12 protein-coding genes are annotated in these 15,359 nt (G+C 62.0%); 9 read left to right on the plus strand and 3 right to left on the minus strand.

The window, feature by feature from the left end; genetic code table 11:
• Window positions 1–41: 41 nt before the first annotated feature.
• The gene (locus ASC78_RS05190) at window positions 42–1,067 is read left to right on the plus strand and encodes an AraC family transcriptional regulator (RefSeq protein WP_055797402.1); all 1,026 of its coding nucleotides are present in this window, start codon (window positions 42–44) and stop codon (window positions 1,065–1,067) included.
• On the opposite strand, the gene rraA (ASC78_RS05195) is transcribed toward ASC78_RS05190, so the two are convergent.
• Window positions 1,039–1,611, minus strand: a complete 573-nt coding sequence (gene rraA, locus ASC78_RS05195) for a ribonuclease E activity regulator RraA (RefSeq protein WP_082517445.1) — start codon at window positions 1,609–1,611, stop codon at window positions 1,039–1,041. The two genes, ASC78_RS05190 and rraA (ASC78_RS05195), sit on opposite strands and share 29 nt — an antisense overlap.
• A gap of 122 nt (window positions 1,612–1,733) precedes the next feature.
• On the opposite strand from rraA (ASC78_RS05195), the gene ASC78_RS05200 reads away from it, so the two are divergent.
• From ASC78_RS05200 to ASC78_RS05235, 8 genes are all read left to right on the plus strand, one after another.
• Entirely contained in the window at window positions 1,734–3,701 is a 1,968-nt protein-coding gene (locus ASC78_RS05200) for an aconitase family protein (protein ID WP_055797405.1), read from the plus strand.
• Entirely contained in the window at window positions 3,691–4,443 is a 753-nt protein-coding gene (locus ASC78_RS05205) for a Crp/Fnr family transcriptional regulator (protein ID WP_055797408.1), read from the plus strand. Before ASC78_RS05200 ends, ASC78_RS05205 begins: the two co-directional genes overlap by 11 nt.
• Window positions 4,444–4,491: 48 nt before the next feature.
• On the plus strand, window positions 4,492–5,379 hold the full coding sequence (locus ASC78_RS05210) for a LysR family transcriptional regulator (protein ID WP_055797410.1): 888 nt from the start codon (window positions 4,492–4,494) through the stop codon (window positions 5,377–5,379).
• 224 nt (window positions 5,380–5,603) lie between these two features.
• On the plus strand, window positions 5,604–6,593 hold the full coding sequence (locus ASC78_RS05215) for a Bug family tripartite tricarboxylate transporter substrate binding protein (RefSeq protein ID WP_055797413.1): 990 nt from the start codon (window positions 5,604–5,606) through the stop codon (window positions 6,591–6,593).
• Window positions 6,594–6,615: 22 nt separating this feature from the next.
• On the plus strand, window positions 6,616–10,140 hold the full coding sequence (locus tag ASC78_RS05220; protein WP_055797422.1) for an indolepyruvate ferredoxin oxidoreductase family protein: 3,525 nt from the start codon (window positions 6,616–6,618) through the stop codon (window positions 10,138–10,140).
• A 9-nt stretch (window positions 10,141–10,149) separates the two neighbouring features.
• Window positions 10,150–11,334, plus strand: a complete 1,185-nt coding sequence (locus ASC78_RS05225) for an acetyl-CoA C-acyltransferase family protein (RefSeq protein ID WP_055797424.1) — start codon at window positions 10,150–10,152, stop codon at window positions 11,332–11,334.
• Between the two features lie 193 nt (window positions 11,335–11,527).
• A complete protein-coding gene (gene rraA, locus ASC78_RS05230) occupies window positions 11,528–12,061 on the plus strand; it encodes a ribonuclease E activity regulator RraA (protein ID WP_055797426.1) in 534 nt (177 codons plus the stop codon).
• A 203-nt stretch (window positions 12,062–12,264) separates the two neighbouring features.
• Window positions 12,265–13,221: a LysR family transcriptional regulator gene (locus ASC78_RS05235; protein ID WP_055797429.1), complete on the plus strand. Its 957-nt coding sequence runs from the start codon at window positions 12,265–12,267 to the stop codon at window positions 13,219–13,221.
• Between the two features lie 69 nt (window positions 13,222–13,290).
• On the opposite strand, the gene ASC78_RS05240 is transcribed toward ASC78_RS05235, so the two are convergent.
• Together ASC78_RS05240 and ASC78_RS05245 are read right to left on the minus strand one after the other, a co-directional pair.
• On the minus strand, window positions 13,291–14,259 hold the full coding sequence (locus ASC78_RS05240; RefSeq protein ID WP_162246084.1) for an SMP-30/gluconolactonase/LRE family protein: 969 nt from the start codon (window positions 14,257–14,259) through the stop codon (window positions 13,291–13,293).
• A 188-nt stretch (window positions 14,260–14,447) separates the two neighbouring features.
• Window positions 14,448–15,266 carry an HpcH/HpaI aldolase family protein gene (locus ASC78_RS05245; protein WP_082517430.1) on the minus strand — a complete coding sequence of 273 codons (819 nt, stop codon included), beginning with the start codon at window positions 15,264–15,266 and terminating at the stop codon, window positions 14,448–14,450.
• Window positions 15,267–15,359 lie beyond the last annotated feature (93 nt).

Here is a 15,359-nt window from a genome sequence, read left to right on the forward strand (position 1 = left end):
CCCCCATTGCCCATTCCTGCCATCGGTCCGAGAGTGCGGCCATGCGCGTTTCCTCCCTGCCTTCCCGGATCGAATATGCCGGCCATCGCATCGCCGGCTTGCGCCTGGCGGACTGCCGTGACGTCGACCAGTCCAACGAACTTTCCGCCCGCCTGTTCGGCTCTGCACGCATGCGCCGGCTGCGCGCCGGTGGTGCGTTCCATTTCACGCACGACCACGTGCCCTTCGGTGCGGTGTCTTTCGACCGCATGAGCTGGGGTGCCCATACCGCGCTCGTCCCCAAGGCCGAAGCACTGCCGGGCTACTACCTCGTCAACTTGCCCATCCGCGGCACGGCGCGTGTGCGGCAGGATTCGCACGTGCAGCCACTGGCGCATGGCACGTGCGGCGTGTTCAGCCCCTTGCGCAGCTTCGAGATCGAGGCCTACGAGGGATTCGACCATCTCCTGGTGCGCATCGATGCCGCGTTCCTCGCGCGTGCATGGCAAGGGATTTCGGGCCGGCCGCTCACTGCGCCCCTGTTCTTCGACCCCGCCATGCCCGATTCACCGACGCTCGCGGCCAGCTGGATGTCCTTGGTGACTTTGGGCGAGAGCGTGGCAAGACTGCCCTTGGGCACTGCGGCGCGCGAGTATGCGCAATCGGCCTTGTCCGCCAGCGTGGCTTCGGTGCTGCTGACGCAGCACCCCCACAACCATCGCTTCATGCTGGAGTCCGACGCCAAGGCGGCTGCGCCCCGCGTGGTCCGGCTGGCCGAGGAGTTCATGCTGCAGCGGTTGCGTGAACCGGTGACGGCGGATGAGGTCAGCACTGCCTGCGGCGTGTCGCGCCGCTCGCTGTTTGCCGCATTTCAGGCGCATCACGCCACAGGTCCGATTGCATGGCTGCGACAGCGCCGTTTGGAAGCCGCACGCGCGTTGCTCGAGAAGCCCGCGCGCGGCGACTTGCGCGTGGCGGACGTGGCCCTGGAGTTGGGCTTCTTCCATGTTGGCGAATTCGCGGCAGCCTACGGGCGCGCGTTCGGCGAATCGCCATCCGTCACATTGCGGCGGGCCCGCCTGGGCTAGCGCAATCGCGGCTGCCAGCCACGTACGCTGCGGTCGCGGCGATTGCATCGGCAATGACGATGTTCGATTCCATCAGCCCCTGCGGAAGCACGATCACGCCGTCCTCATCGGCGACGAGCCGGGCGCCAGGAGTGAATGTGATTCCACCGAAGTGGACCGGGAGGTCAATCTCGCCCCGGCCGCCGATGTCGGCTCGGCGCGGAATCGTTCCGAGCGCTTTTACTCCAATGTCCATCTGGTCGATCTCGGCCCCATCGCGGATCATGCCGTTGACAATCACACCGGCCCATCCGTTGCGCGCCACCAGACCGGCCATGACATCTCCAAACAGCGCACGCCACTCCAAAGCGCCGCCGTCAATGACGAGCACCTGGCCATTTCCGGCCTGATTGATCAGGACGCGAAGCGCGCTGATCCCGTCCGTGTAGCGCGCCGTGCGAATGCCGCCCGCGAACCCGCGTTTCCGGCCAAATCCCACAAAGCGAAGTTCGCATACCTGCGCGCCGTCGCAGGCGTCGCAAAGATCGGTTGTTTTGAAGCGCATGCGCATATGGTAGGTGCGCGCAGCTCCCAAGGGATAGCGCATTCCGCGATAGCCCCCGTGGCGCATCAGCACTACAGGCGCGAGTCTCACGCGCCCTAAAGTGTCGCCACAAGGTTCAGCCCATGACGACCATCCAACTCAATTCGCGCATCCTTTTCCTGAGCGATGACCCCGACGTCGTCGAGCGGCAGCTCCAGGGTGAAAACCTGGCCCTTGTCGAGGCTGGTGCGCTCCGCGACAGCATTTCAACGGACGAGATCACCCCGGCGACGGTAGCCACAGTCTGGGACGAGCGGCTCGGCCGCTATCCCTACACGGGCTTCGTGTCGGGGGGGCGCTGTCCAATCGGAATCGATGCGGTGAAGAACGGCGGTTTCGCTGTCACTGTCGCCGGCAAGCGCTACGGCAAGGGTTCCTCGCGCGAGCACAGTCCGAGGTCGGAGCGCTTGGCCGGCATTCGCCTGGTCATTGCGGAGAGCTTCGAGCGAATCTACCGCCAGAACGCGGACAACCTCGGCCTGTTCACGTCCACCGACTTCAGTCTCGTCGAACGAATCCAGAACGGCGAGCCGATCGACATCGAGGAACTGGTGGCTTCGCGTGACGCTCAGGCCGCGGCCATCCTGCGCCATGGCGGGTTGCTGCGCTATGGGCGCGAGCGGATGCAGAAGATCAGCCTGCCGCCCGCGGATGCCGCAAGCACTGGCCCTCGAACGCTGGTCGAGAAGATCATCGCGACGCACTTGGCCGTGACCGGGGACAGCGGCTCAAGTCTGAAAGCGGGTAGCGGCGCCTTCGTTCGGCCCGACTGGCGTTTTCTCATCGAGTACTACACACCGATGTGTGCGCACATGCTGCACGCAGAATTCGGCCGACCATTGCAGTTGCACGATGCGCCGAGCGTGAGGCTGTTCGAGGACCACACCTCCTATGTTCATCGCAGCATCGCCCACACGCGCGCCGGACTGGTGCCTGCCATTCAGAACGTCGTCCGCGAGCATCGCAAGTTTGTCGAGGAGTACGGCCTGATCGCCCACGGCCTGTTGGCGGATGGCGTTGGCAGCGAAGGCATTTCGCACCCGATGATGTCCGAGCGCTATGCACTGCCCGGCCAGATCATCGTCGGCACCGACTCGCACACCACCCACAGCGGTGCGCTTGGCTGCATTGCCTTCGGCGTCGGCAGCACGGAGATGGCCAACGCGCTTGTCACCGGATTGGTTCGTATCACCGTCCCCGCGTCTCTGCGAATCGAACTTGCGGGCCGACTGGCCGCAGGGGTGAGTGCCAAGGACGTCGTCCTGCACTTGCTGGCCGACCCTCGCATCCAAGCCGGCTCCGGGGTCGGCAAGGTGTTTGAATTCACCGGTCCGGTGATCGCCCAGCTTTCCACCGACGAGCGGGCCACCTTGACGAACATGACCGCGGAGCTCGGCGGCTTCACCGGCATCGTTGCTCCCGACCAGGAAACCGTGCGATTCTTGCGCGAACGCCGGGGCATCGATTTTCAGCTGGAGGACTGGATGCACAGCGACCCGGGAGCTTCCTATGCGGAGATCATCCAGGTCGACTGTTCCACGCTCGCGCCCATGGTGGCTCGCCCTGGCGATCCAGGCAACGGCGTGCCTGTCACTGAGTTGCGGGAGCGTCCGAAGGTCGACATCGCCTACGGCGGTTCATGCACGGGCGGCAAGCGCGAAGACTTCGACGCGTATCACCAGGTGCTTTCGTGGGCCGTGAAGCGCGGTTTGCGCGTGCATGCGGACGTGAAGCTCTATCTCCAGTTCGGCACGATCGATGTTCGAGATTACTGTGTGGAGAAGGGCTATCTCGATGTCTTCGAACGCGCAGGCGCCGAGATGCTGCAACCGTCCTGCGGCGCCTGCATCAACGGGGGGCCCGGAACGTCGGAGCAAGCGGACGAGGTCACCATCAGTGCCATCAATCGCAACTTTCCTGGACGGTGCGGTCCTGGAAAGGTGTGGCTCGCCAGTCCCGCCACAGTAGTGGCGAGTGCGATTGCGGGCGAGATCGCGGCTTTTTCGGAGGTGCAGGCCCGTGCTGACGAAGGATCCTTGCATGCCGGCTGAGCAGGCATGCCCTCGGCGCCCGGGTGCCAAGCTGAGCCTCCACGATCAGGAGCGCGAAGCGCTCGCCGCCGATCCATGGTTCTCGACGCTCTCGGCCAGCCTTCGTCACGACATCCTGCGACGCGCCCAGGTGCGCCACTATCCTGACGCGAGTGTGATCTGCCGGCGTGGTGATCCTGCCGATGCGTGGCTCGCAGTGTTGGTTGGTGCGGTACGCATCGGATCCCATACACCCAATGACAGGCAGATCACTCTGCGCTACGTTGAACCGGGCGTGTGGTTCGGCGAAGTCGAGATGTTCGATATGAAGGGCCGCCCCTACGATTTTCTGGCGCATGGAGACACTACCCTGCTGTGTGTCGGACGTGAGGACGTGCAGCAGATTTTGGCCGATCATCCCGAATTCTGCGTCGCGCTTCTGCGGCTTCAATCGCAGCGCGCACGGCAGCTCTATCGACTCGTCGAGGATCTGAATACCAAGACATTGCGGGCCCGGATTGCAAGACATCTTTCGCAACTTGCGCGCACTTACGGGGCGCCAGCGCACAAAGGCGACCCGGAGGTCCGGATCGGCTTGCGTCTGCGGCAGACCGAGCTTGCCGATCTGATAGGTTGCTCGCGGCAGAGGCTCAATCAGGAATTGAAGCTGATGGAGCGCGACCAAACCATCCGCGTTGAACCCGGCGGCGTGGTCGTGCGCAATGACCAGGCGCTGCGGAGGATCTACGAGCACGCATCATGATCGCCGTCTCTCGGCGACAATGCAGTGAACTCAGCCCAGCATCGGAACATGCGCCGCGTCGATCCCGTCAGCCTTCAGTTGTTCCTTGCCGCCGCACGCGAGGGCTCGATCAAGCGCGCCGCGGATGCCGAGCACATCGCGCAATCTGCACTCAGCCGGCGCATCGCTGACCTTGAGCACGCGCTGGGAGTGCAGCTCCTGAGCCGCTCCCCCCTCGGCGTCACCCTTACGGAAGCCGGACAACGAGCGTACGCCCTCGGTGAAAAACTCGATGCCGACATTCAATCGTTCGCAAGAGAGGTGCAAGCGTTGAGCGGGGAAGTCGCCGGCACGGTCCGCCTGTTTGCCAACCTCTCCTCCATCGTCGGATTTCTGCCCGAGCGGCTGCATGCGTTTCGGGTTGAGCACCCGAACGTGGAGATCGTGCTGCAGGAGCGTTCGTCAAGCGAGTGCATCCGTGCTTGCCTGGACGACCGTGCGGATGTGGCGATCTGCCTCGCAGGCGTGGCGGCACTGCCCGCGCTGGAGTCCTGGCATTTCGCTGACGACCCGCTCATCGTGATCCTGCCGCCGAATCATCCGTTGACCAAGCAACGCGCGATTCGTTTCGCGGAACTGCTGCGTCATCCGATCGTGCGCATTCAGTCCGGTGGAGCGGGCGACAGCTTCATACAAGAGCAGGCTGAAAAGCTCCGGATGCCGTATATGCCGGTTGTTGCGGTCAGCAGCTACGAAGCCGCCTGCCGCATGGTGGAGGTCGGCATGGGGGTCGCAATCATGACCGGCAGCGCGTTGCGAGCGCTCGCGGGCACGAAGCGCTTCGTGCGACGCCCCCTCGATGAGCCGTGGAAGGATCGGGAACTGCGCGTGTTCGCGCTCAAGAAATCAAGCCGGCTCCGGGCTGTGGACGCCATGATCGCTGCTCTGCGCGGCTGATCCTCACACGCGATTTCTGCTCGGCCCGACCATCTGCGGCCGTGCTGCTGAGCGGCTTGGTGCAAGGGTATCGCGTACCGACATATCCCTTCTGACGCAAGAGCACTTCGCCCATTGGCGGCATCGCACCTAAAGTGCCCTCGAGCGAGCATCGCTTCACAAGAACTGCCAGGCGGCGCAGCCGCCGAGGCAGTCGCACTTCCGCCAATCCCACGGAGACATCCATGCGCCTTTCATTGCTTCTCGGCCGCAGCGCCGCAATCGCCCTTTCACTGTTGAGCATCAACGCCGCGTTCTCGCCGGTGCAGGCCCAACCCGTCGAGAACAGGCCGTTGCGCCTGATCGTTCCCAACCAGGCGGGGTCCGGCGTGGACGCTGTGGCTCGTTCCATGAGCAATGGCCTGGCGACTGCCTTCGGGCGGCCCATCGTCATCGAGAACGTGCCAGGAAGCGGTGGCCTGATCGGGACGCAGCAGATCGTGCGTGCCCCGAAGGACGGTTCGGTCCTTGGCATGGTGTCTTCCAACCACGTCATCAATCCCTTCATCTACAAGCACGTACCGTTCGACGCCATCAAGGACATCACGCCGATTTCCGTGATCGCTTCCTCGCCTCTTGTGCTTGTGGTGAATCCGGACACGGTCAAGGCAAAGACCACGCGCGAGTTCATCGCTGAGCTGAAGGCCAGTCCCAAGAAGTTCTCCTACGGTTCAGCAGGCAATGGGACAGTTTTGCACTTGGCTGCGGAGTATTTCCTCAGCGAGGCAGGCATCCAGGCCCTGCACATCCCTTACAAGGGAACGGGCAACATGACCACCGACCTCATCGGCGGGCAGGTCCATTTCGGCATGCTGCCGCTGGCGGTCGCGGCGCCTCAGATCAAGGCTGGAAAGCTGCGCGCCCTTGCGGTGAGTACTGCATCGCGGAACCCAGCCTTAGCCGACGTGCCAACAGTGGCCGAAAGCGGCATTCCGAACTTCGAATTTGATAGCTGGGTGGCGATCATTGGCCCTGCAGGCTTGTCACCTGCGGTGGTCGCGAGCACCTACCAGAAGCTCAAGGAAGCACTGGCAACGAAAGAGATTCACGATAGCTTCGCGGCGCAAGGCTTCACGTCGATGGCGACCACACCCGAGCAGACGCAACCCCTCCTGATCTCTGAACTTGAGAAGCACGGAAAGCTCGTGAAGCGCTCCGGTGCCACGGCCGACTGATCCCGCGCAATTCCGATCCCCAATGCAAGGAACTGAAGTCATGAGCACAACCGTTTCCCTCAACGACAAGTACGAGTTGCCGAAGGGCCGCGTGTTCATGACCGGGACGCAGGCGCTCGTGCGGCTGCTGATGGTGCAAAAGGCGCGCGATGAAGCGGCTGGCCTGAAGACCGGCGGCTTCGTCTCCGGCTACCGCGGATCGCCGCTCGGCTCCGTCGACCAAGAGCTCTGGAAGGCAAAAAAGCTCCTCGAGAAGCACAACGTCAGGTTCAACCCGGGTCTCAACGAAGAGCTCGCCGCAACCTCGGTATGGGGTTCGCAGATGGCTGGCATGGATCCAAAGGCGACGGTGGATGGCGTCTTCGCCATGTGGTACGGGAAGGGTCCGGGTGTGGATCGCAGCGGCGACGTTTTCAAGCACGCGAACATCGCGGGCACGTCCAGATTCGGTGGTGTGTTGGCGATCGCAGGCGACGACCACACATGCAAGTCATCGACCCTGCCACATCAGAGCGAGCAAGCCTTCATCGCCGCCGCGATGCCCGTGCTCAATCCTTCGGGCGTGCGTGAATTCCTGGAATTCGGTTTGCACGGCTGGGCGATGTCACGGTACTCGGGCTGCTGGATCGGCTTCAAGGCCGTCAGCGAAACGATCGAGACCACCTCATCCTTCGAAATCGACCCGATGGCGATCGAGACAAGGGTGCCGGACAACCAGCAGGTCCAGCCGGGCTCGCTGTCGATCCGGTGGCCGGACCCTCCCATGGAGCAGGAAGCGCGGCTGTTGCGCGACAAGCTTCAGGCCGTGCTCGAGTACGTTCGGCTGAACGCATTGAACCGGCAGGAGTGGAAAGTCCCGAACGCCAAATTGGGTATCGTGACCACCGGCAAGAGCTACCTGGACACGCGTGAAGCGCTGTCGTTGCTTGGCATTGACGAGGCCGGCGCCAAATCCCTTGGGCTGCGCCTGTTGAAGATCGGCATGAGCTGGCCGCTCGAACCTGTCTGCGTGACCGAGTTTGCCGAAGGCTTGGTCGAGATCCTCGTCGTGGAGGAGAAGCGAGGCGTGATCGAGCCGCAGATCAAGGAACAGCTCTACAACGCACCGGCCGACAGCCGCCCGCGCGTTGTCGGCAAAGCGGAGGGCGAAGGGGAATGGGTCCGGTCGCCGAACGGCTTCTTACTACCTCCGAACGGCGAACTCACGCCGGCCCTCATCGCCAAAGTCATCGCGCAGCGTCTGCTGCAAGTGCTCGGCGCCGGCGCACTCCCGCAGTCGGCGACAGCGGTTCTGGCCAGTGCTGGCTGCGCGGCAGCCCTCGACCCGACGCTCCCGCAACGGCTGCCGTTCTTCTGCTCGGGTTGCCCGCACAACACTTCGACCAAGGTCCCCGAGGGGTCGCGTGCTGGTGCGGGGATCGGTTGTCACGGCATGGCGATCTTGATGGACCGCAACACCGGCAACATCACGCAGATGGGCGGTGAGGGGGCGGCCTGGATCGGCCATGCACCATTCACCTCAGAAGGTCATATTTTTCAGAACCTCGGCGATGGCACCTACAGCCACTCGGGTTCGCTGGCACTGCGCGCCGCGGTTGCCGCGGGGGTCAACATCACCTACAAGATTCTGGCGAATGACGCGGTGGCAATGACGGGCGGGCAACCTGTGGAAGGGAGCCTGACCGCCATCCAGATCCTGCAGCAGGTGGCAGCCGAGGGTGTCAAGAACTTGCACCTGGTGTCCGACGACCCAGCGTCCTGGCAGGCCTTGGGAGGCTTGCCAGCGGGCGTCATCGTCAGTCATCGGGACCGGCTCGACGAGGTGCAGCGTCAGTTGCGGGACTCGTCGGGCGTGTCGGTCATCGTCTATGCGCAAACCTGCGCGGCGGAGAAGCGGCGCCGGCGCAAGAAGAAGGAGATGGTCGATCCGCCGAGGCGCGTGGTGATCAACGAGGAAGTGTGCGAAGGCTGCGGCGACTGCGGTGTGCAGTCGAACTGCGTCTCTATTGTGCCGCTCGAAACGCCGCTCGGCCGCAAGCGAACCATCGATCAGAGCTCGTGCAACAAGGACTATTCCTGCGTCAAAGGCTTCTGTCCCAGCTTCGTGACCGTCGAGGGCGGTGCTGTTCGCAAGGCCTCCAAGTCCAAGAACGCATTGCCGGCAGATCTGCCCCAACCTGTCATTCCGCCGCTCGACCAGCCGTACAACGTGTTGATCACCGGCGTGGGTGGAACCGGCGTCGTCACCATCGGTGCACTCATGGGCATGGCTGCTCACATCGAAGGCAAGGGCGTCGTCATCCTTGACATGGCGGGCCTGGCGCAGAAAGGCGGTGCTGTGATGTCGCATGTTCGTCTGGCTGCGAAGCCCGACGCACTGCATGGTGCGCGAATTGGCCAGAAGCAAGTGGACCTGCTGCTGGCTTGTGATCTCATGGTCGCGGCAAGCAAGGAGGCACTGTTCGCATCCGGCACCGAGCGAACCCACGCCGTGGTGAACACCCATGTCGCGCCCACCGGCGGCTTCACGAGGAACCTGGATTGGCAGGCTCGCCCCGAAGAGTTGCTGGAGCAGTTGAAGTCGGGGGTAAAGCAGACCGCGACGATCGACGCGTCTCGCCTTGCAACCAAGCTGATGGGCGACGCAGTGGCGACGAATGTCTTCATGCTGGGGTTCGCGTGGCAGTCGGGCCGAATTCCCCTTTCAGAGGCATCGCTACTCCGTGCGATTGAACTCAACGGCGCCGCCGTGGCGATGAACACGGCGGCATTTGCCTGGGGGCGGCAGGCTGCCCTGGAGTTGGACAAGGTGCGTTCCGCTGCGGGCATGGACACTGCGCAAGTGATGCTGCTGCCGCAGCGCACACCGTCATTGGATACGGTAGTTGCCGATCGCAAAACGCGCCTTTCCGGCTACCAGAACGATAGGTACGCACAGCATTTCGAGGCCCGTGTTCGTGAACTTGCAGCCCTTGAGAAAGCGACATTGGGGACTGACCGCGTGGCTCGCGAGGTCGCCACAAGCCTCTACAAGTTGATGGCGTACAAGGACGAGTACGAGGTGGCCCGCCTCTACACGGAGAGCGGCTTCTTCGAGCGCATCGACCGCGAGTTCGAGGGGAACTACAAGCTGCACTTTCACCTGGCACCGCCGCTCCTGGCCAAGCGTGACGGCAATGGACGTTTGCTGAAGAAGGCATACGGGCCATGGGTGGCAGCCACTTTCCGGTGGCTCGCCAAGGGCAAGGTCCTGCGGGGCACTGTTCTCGACGTATTCGGCTACACGGCGGAGCGCCGCAGCGAGCGTGCCGAGATCGCGCGTTACCTCGGGCAGATGCGGCAGGTGCTCTCCGAGGCGCGGCCCGAACACACTGCAATTCTTCTGGAACTCGCCAGGCTTCCGCAAACCATGCGCGGTTATGGGCATGTGAAAGAAGCGAACGTGACCGCTGCGCGCAGGCGCGAGGCTTACGTTCTCGAACAGCTGCGCAAGCCGGTCGCAGCCAAGGATGCACAAGTGCAGGACCGCGAACCCCAAGTTGTCTGAGGAAATGAAATGAAGAACCAAGATGTATTCGTCGTCGGTGCTGTCCGCACCGCCATCGGCACCTTCGGCGGATCGCTGAAGGAGATCCCGCTTTGTCACTTGGCGACCGCGGCCGTCAAGGCCGCACTGGAGCGCAGCGGGGTCGATCCTGCAAGCGTCGGCCACGTCGTAATGGGCAATGTCATACCCACAGAACCGCGCGACGCTTATCTTTCTCGTGTTGCCGCAATCGAAGCCGGGATTCCGGTTCAGACTCCAGCGTTCAATGTCAATCGTCTCTGCGGATCCGGCTTGCAGGCCATCATCTCGGCCGCGCAGACGCTTGTGCTTGGTGAAGCTTCGATCGCCGTGGCCGGCGGCGCGGAATCCATGAGTCGAGGACCCTACCTGCTGGCTGCCGCCCGCTGGGGCAGCCGGATGGGGGACACCCAGGCAACGGACTACATGATGGGCGTTCTGCACGATCCGTTCCATCGGATCCTCATGGGGATCACGGCGGAGAACGTTGCCGACCAAGCTGCGATCACACGCGAGATGCAGGACGAACTGGCGTTGGAAAGCCAGATGCGGGCTGCCCGCGCCGTCGCCGAAGGCCGGTTCAAGTCGCAGATCGTTGCCATCGAGATCCCCAGCCGGAAGGGAACAGTGATCTTCGATACCGACGAACACGTGCGCGGCGGCACCACCCTCGAGCAACTTGCAAAGATGAAACCCGCGTTCAAGGAGAACGGGACGGTCACGGCAGGCAACGCTTCCGGTATCAATGACGGCGCTTCCGCCGTGGTGTTGGCTACTGAGGATGCCCTCCGGCAGGGAGGGTTGAAGCCTTTGGCACGGCTCGTGAGCTATGCGCATGCGGGCGTGGACCCCAGATACATGGGGCTCGGCCCTGTCCCTGCAACCCACTTGGCACTGCAGCGGGCGGGATTGACTGCAGACGACCTTGACGTGATCGAATCGAATGAGGCGTTTGCAGCGCAGGCATGTGCGGTGAGCCGGGCCCTTCATTTCGACCCCGCGAAGGTCAATCCCAACGGATCGGGCATTTCGCTCGGACATCCGGTGGGAGCGACCGGCTCCATCATTGCCACCAAAGCCGTCCATGAGCTGCGGCGCATTGGCGGAAGGTACGCCCTGGCTACGATGTGTATTGGTGGCGGACAGGGTATTGCGGCAATCTTCGAGCGGGTGTGAGCATTGCAAGGTGTCAGTGGTCTGACGCATCGACTTCCGGCTCGCTCTTGATCAGTTTGATGTACCCCAGTGTGTCCCCCGCTTGATGTCGGCACTTTATGGGGCCCGGCGTTGGCGTGTAGTGCTGATGCGCATTGGGGGCTATCGCGTCTTGGCATACCAAAAAGGTTCGAGACCCATCTACCATTTGCGTATGGAGTACAAGACAACGGATCTATGCGACGCCTGCGACGAAGCGCAAGCGTGTGAGCTGCCCTTCATGGGATTCGGCAGGAAACGCACATTCGCCGGCACCATCCGCACGGCGCGCTACTCGCAGGGCCTGAATGTTCTGCGCGACCTGATCAACCAGCAGGGACACGGTCAAGTGCTCGTCATCGATGGCGCGGAAGCGGGATGGCGTGCGCTGTTCGGAGATGTCATGGCCGGCTTGGCGGCGCGGAACGGCTGGGCCGGCGTGGTCGTCAACGGGGCGATCCGGGATCGGGTCGAGATCGACGGGATGGATGTAGGCGTCAAGGCGCTCGGAACGGTTCCGCGCCGCGCGATCATCGGCGGCAGTGGGGAATTGGATGTCCCGGTCCACTTTGGCGGAATCACATTCACTCCTGGTGCGCGTCTTGTGGCGGACGAGGACGGAGTCATTGTCTTGCCGCCAGGGCTGAACGAATCCAGTATCAAGGTCGATGATGCCATCGCGGCTACCGCCAAGTACGTTGCAGGCTAATCCTCCGTGGCTATGTGATTCAGACCGTACTGAATGAGCCCCCGCGCTCACCAAGCGGATTCCCGCCTGCAGTTCGGTTGCAGGCCTGTGCTCCCGCGACGAACCCTTCCGTAGCGAGGTCCTGCGAAGGTGACGGAGAAGCCCCCTGCCTTCAACCCGCCAGGTTCGATGGGCCTGATGCCCTTTGTGTAACGGGAGCAGAGATGTCGAACGAAGCCAAGATTGATCGATCGCGAATGGTCCCCATGAACGTGCGGACGTGGATCCGCAAGTTGGATCTCATGACGTTGCGCTTGTTTGCTTCGATTACCGAGGAGCGAAATATCGGACGGGCTGCCGTCCGCGAATCAATCGCTCCTTCGGCCGTCACGAAGCGAATCCAGCAGTTGGAGGACACGCTCGGCTTCAGGCTGATGTACCGCGACCCGAAAGGGACCCGCCTGACAGCGGCGGGCGCGATAGTGGATTCTCACGTGAAGCGCATCCTGGCCGCCATTGATGATCTCCACCATGAACTTGGTGACTTCGTCGTGGGTGTTCAGGGGCACGTGCGACTCTGGGCCAACGCGTCCGCGCTCGTGGAATACCTGGCCGATGATCTGGGCACGTTCAGTCGCAACTTTCCGTCGGTGACGCTGGACATCGACGAGGGCAATTCAGCTGAGATCGAACACGCTGTGGCATCCGGACTTGCCGACGTCGGAATCTGTGCGCCGCCGCTCGATCCCTCGCACAAGCTATCGATCCAGCCCTATCGCACGGACCGCCTGGTGGCGGTGGTCAGTGTGCTGCATCCTCTCGCCAATGCGGAGAAGCTGACGTTTCTGGACCTGCTCGGAACCGATCTCATCGGCGGCGGCACGAAAAGCGGAATGACCCGGTTGCTGGAACAGGCGGCGGCACAGCTGAAGATGAAATACCAGCCCAAGTATCGAGTTGCTTCCGGCGAAGCCGCACGCAGTCTCGTCCGCGCCGGCTTCGGCGTGTCGATACAACCATCGGGGATGGTCTGGCCCTATGAAGATGCGGAGCGGGTCCGCTCAGTCCCGATCGCGGACAAGTGGGCGGAGCGAGATCTGTGCATCCTCACACTGGCGGCGCGCCCCCACTCCGTCGCGCTGACGGCGTTGACCACGTTTCTCACCGACACCAGAAAATGAAAGTAGAGCACTACTCGCGCGCACCCTCAACTCCCGAACTACCAGTTTGCGAGTGCGTGAGTTCGGCGCTTACCGCGAAATGACTGACTCGAGGTGCCAATGCGCGGGACGCGCCCCCGCGATCTCTGCACGAAATGTTGCGAGCCTCTTGCCTGCGAGGCTTCCGAGATAGACGGTCTTCATGTCATCGCCCCCAAAGGCAATGCACGAGACGTTGTGCAGCGTTCTGGTCAGGCCAGCGCGTAGAGCGGCATCGCTTAACTCATCGATGGCCCACTTCTGCTCTGCTTCAGCGATCAGCAAAGGATCGGCGTCCTCCAAGATGACTTCGCGGCGGCCCGTCGAATCAATGCGGACGACGCGATTGGAGACAACGCATGCTACCCATACTCCCCCCTCGACATCAAAGTTCAGACCATCGGGGAAGTCGCCGTCGGTGAAGGTATACACCTGCTCCTTCGAACCGAGGCGCGCTCGACCATCGACGATCTCGATCGGAAAACGTGAGAGCACACGCGACATGGTCTCGTTCACATAGAGCCAGTTCCCGGTCGGGTCTACACGACACTCATTGGCAAAGCCTAGACCCTCGGCCACGATGCGCGCACCGTGCTCATCTACAAGCACGATATAGCCATCTGCGGTGTATCGGTCGAATGCCTTCGCTCTAGGGCGCTGCTGCGTGCACACCGACACCCATAATCTGCCAAGGTCGTCGTACCCGACGAAATTGCTGTTTCTGAGTTGGCGCCCGTTCACCTCGAGGAGGAATGGGTGCAGCCGACGGTCTGCATCGATTCGCCAGATGCCACCCTCATCACCGAGGTTGGCAATCAAGAACTCTCCGGCTTGAGTCAATGCGATTCCGTTCGGCAGAAACCCTTCTGGAACGTCGCGAAGCGGAATTCGCTCTCCTCCAACGCGGGTGACCCCACAAACGTGGTCAGCTGCAAATACGTCGGTTGACGTGACCAGCACGCTCTCGGGACGTTCCAAATCGCTGCCGATAAATGTGAGGTCTGCTACCGCGATACCCATGGGATCTCCTTCAATCGCCATTCGGCTGCGCGCCCATCACCGCTTTGGTCTCGACGAAACAGGCCAGCACGATCACAGTTGCGTAGTGACGGCCCGAGTGAATCAAATTTCGAGGCATCCTTGTCTCCTTCTTTATGTTCTCGTGCTCAGGTGAACAACTCGCTAACGGATGCGGTGCTGATATCGTTTCAAGTCTCATCCCGCCAAATTTCCGCGTTCGAGTGAATGGGATGTTCGAGGGCCTTCTTATAGTCCTTTACTGCTCGCTCCGCGTCCGACCTCATGGCGCCAATATCGGTTGCAGCGGTAATGAAGTTGAATCCGAAATCAATGCTCTTCCGAATGCCGCCGGCGCCTGAAGCAAGCAAGCCAACAATCAATCCTCGGCGTTTTGCGTGACTCACGATAGAGGACACTGCGGCATCTAAAACTTCATCTTCGAACAGCTTCGCCCTTGGGCGCCCGAGAGACATCGCTAGGTCCATGGTTCCCAGGTAAATCCCAGTCAGCCCCTCAACTTCAGTGATAGCCTCGATGTTCTCAACTCCTCGAATAGTTTCGATCATCGCGAATGTAGCGATGCTGGAGTTTGCCTGCTTCAAGTACTCATTGCCATACTGACTTAGCGGCAGCGTGGGCCCAAAGCTTCTGCGACCGAGGGGAGGGTAGTAGGCGTATTCGACTAGGCGTGCGGCTTGCTCCCTCGTCTCTATCATTGGACAGGTAACGCCCATTGCGCCGGCATCTAGCATTTGCATGATGACTCCCTCGTCCAGTGCTGGCACCCTGACCAGAGGACTCACATCCAAGCGGCTAAGCAATTGAAGCATGGGAATTGCATCGGAGCACCCAATCAATCCATGTTGTAGATCGACCGTGACACAGTCGAAACCCTGAGATGAAAATATCTCGGCACCAAAGGTGCCTGGCATCATGCAATAACCATTGCTCACTGCACCGCCGGCTGCGGCGGCACGTTGCTTGAGGGAGATGAGGGGAAGGCGCATAGTTTTGTCGTCAGTTCTCGTCAGTCAAATCGACGCGCGAAAGGTCAAGCACCTTGAGGCCGGCGAGCGCACCGGCTGAAGCGAAATTCTTTG

The sequence above is a fragment of the Variovorax sp. Root318D1 genome, from assembly GCF_001424835.1.
Classification (GTDB): Bacteria; Pseudomonadota; Gammaproteobacteria; order Burkholderiales; family Burkholderiaceae_C; genus Variovorax.

Excerpts from the sequence above, each read along its gene's own strand:
- ASC78_RS05225 (WP_055797424.1), top strand. The coding sequence starts at position 10,150 with ATGAAGAACCAAGATGTATTCGTCGTCGGTGCTGTCCGCACCGCCATC.
- ASC78_RS05235 (WP_055797429.1), top strand. The coding sequence starts at position 12,265 with ATGTCGAACGAAGCCAAGATTGATCGATCGCGAATGGTCCCCATGAAC.
- ASC78_RS05240 (WP_162246084.1), bottom strand. The coding sequence starts at position 14,259 with ATGGGTATCGCGGTAGCAGACCTCACATTTATCGGCAGCGATTTGGAA.
- ASC78_RS05205 (WP_055797408.1), top strand. The coding sequence starts at position 3,691 with ATGCCGGCTGAGCAGGCATGCCCTCGGCGCCCGGGTGCCAAGCTGAGC.
- ASC78_RS05190 (WP_055797402.1), top strand. The coding sequence starts at position 42 with ATGCGCGTTTCCTCCCTGCCTTCCCGGATCGAATATGCCGGCCATCGC.
- rraA (WP_055797426.1), top strand. The coding sequence starts at position 11,528 with ATGGAGTACAAGACAACGGATCTATGCGACGCCTGCGACGAAGCGCAA.
- ASC78_RS05200 (WP_055797405.1), top strand. The coding sequence starts at position 1,734 with ATGACGACCATCCAACTCAATTCGCGCATCCTTTTCCTGAGCGATGAC.
- ASC78_RS05210 (WP_055797410.1), top strand. The coding sequence starts at position 4,492 with ATGCGCCGCGTCGATCCCGTCAGCCTTCAGTTGTTCCTTGCCGCCGCA.
- ASC78_RS05220 (WP_055797422.1), top strand. The coding sequence starts at position 6,616 with ATGCAAGGAACTGAAGTCATGAGCACAACCGTTTCCCTCAACGACAAG.
- ASC78_RS05245 (WP_082517430.1), bottom strand. The coding sequence starts at position 15,266 with ATGCGCCTTCCCCTCATCTCCCTCAAGCAACGTGCCGCCGCAGCCGGC.
- ASC78_RS05215 (WP_055797413.1), top strand. The coding sequence starts at position 5,604 with ATGCGCCTTTCATTGCTTCTCGGCCGCAGCGCCGCAATCGCCCTTTCA.
- rraA (WP_082517445.1), bottom strand. The coding sequence starts at position 1,611 with ATGCGCTTCAAAACAACCGATCTTTGCGACGCCTGCGACGGCGCGCAG.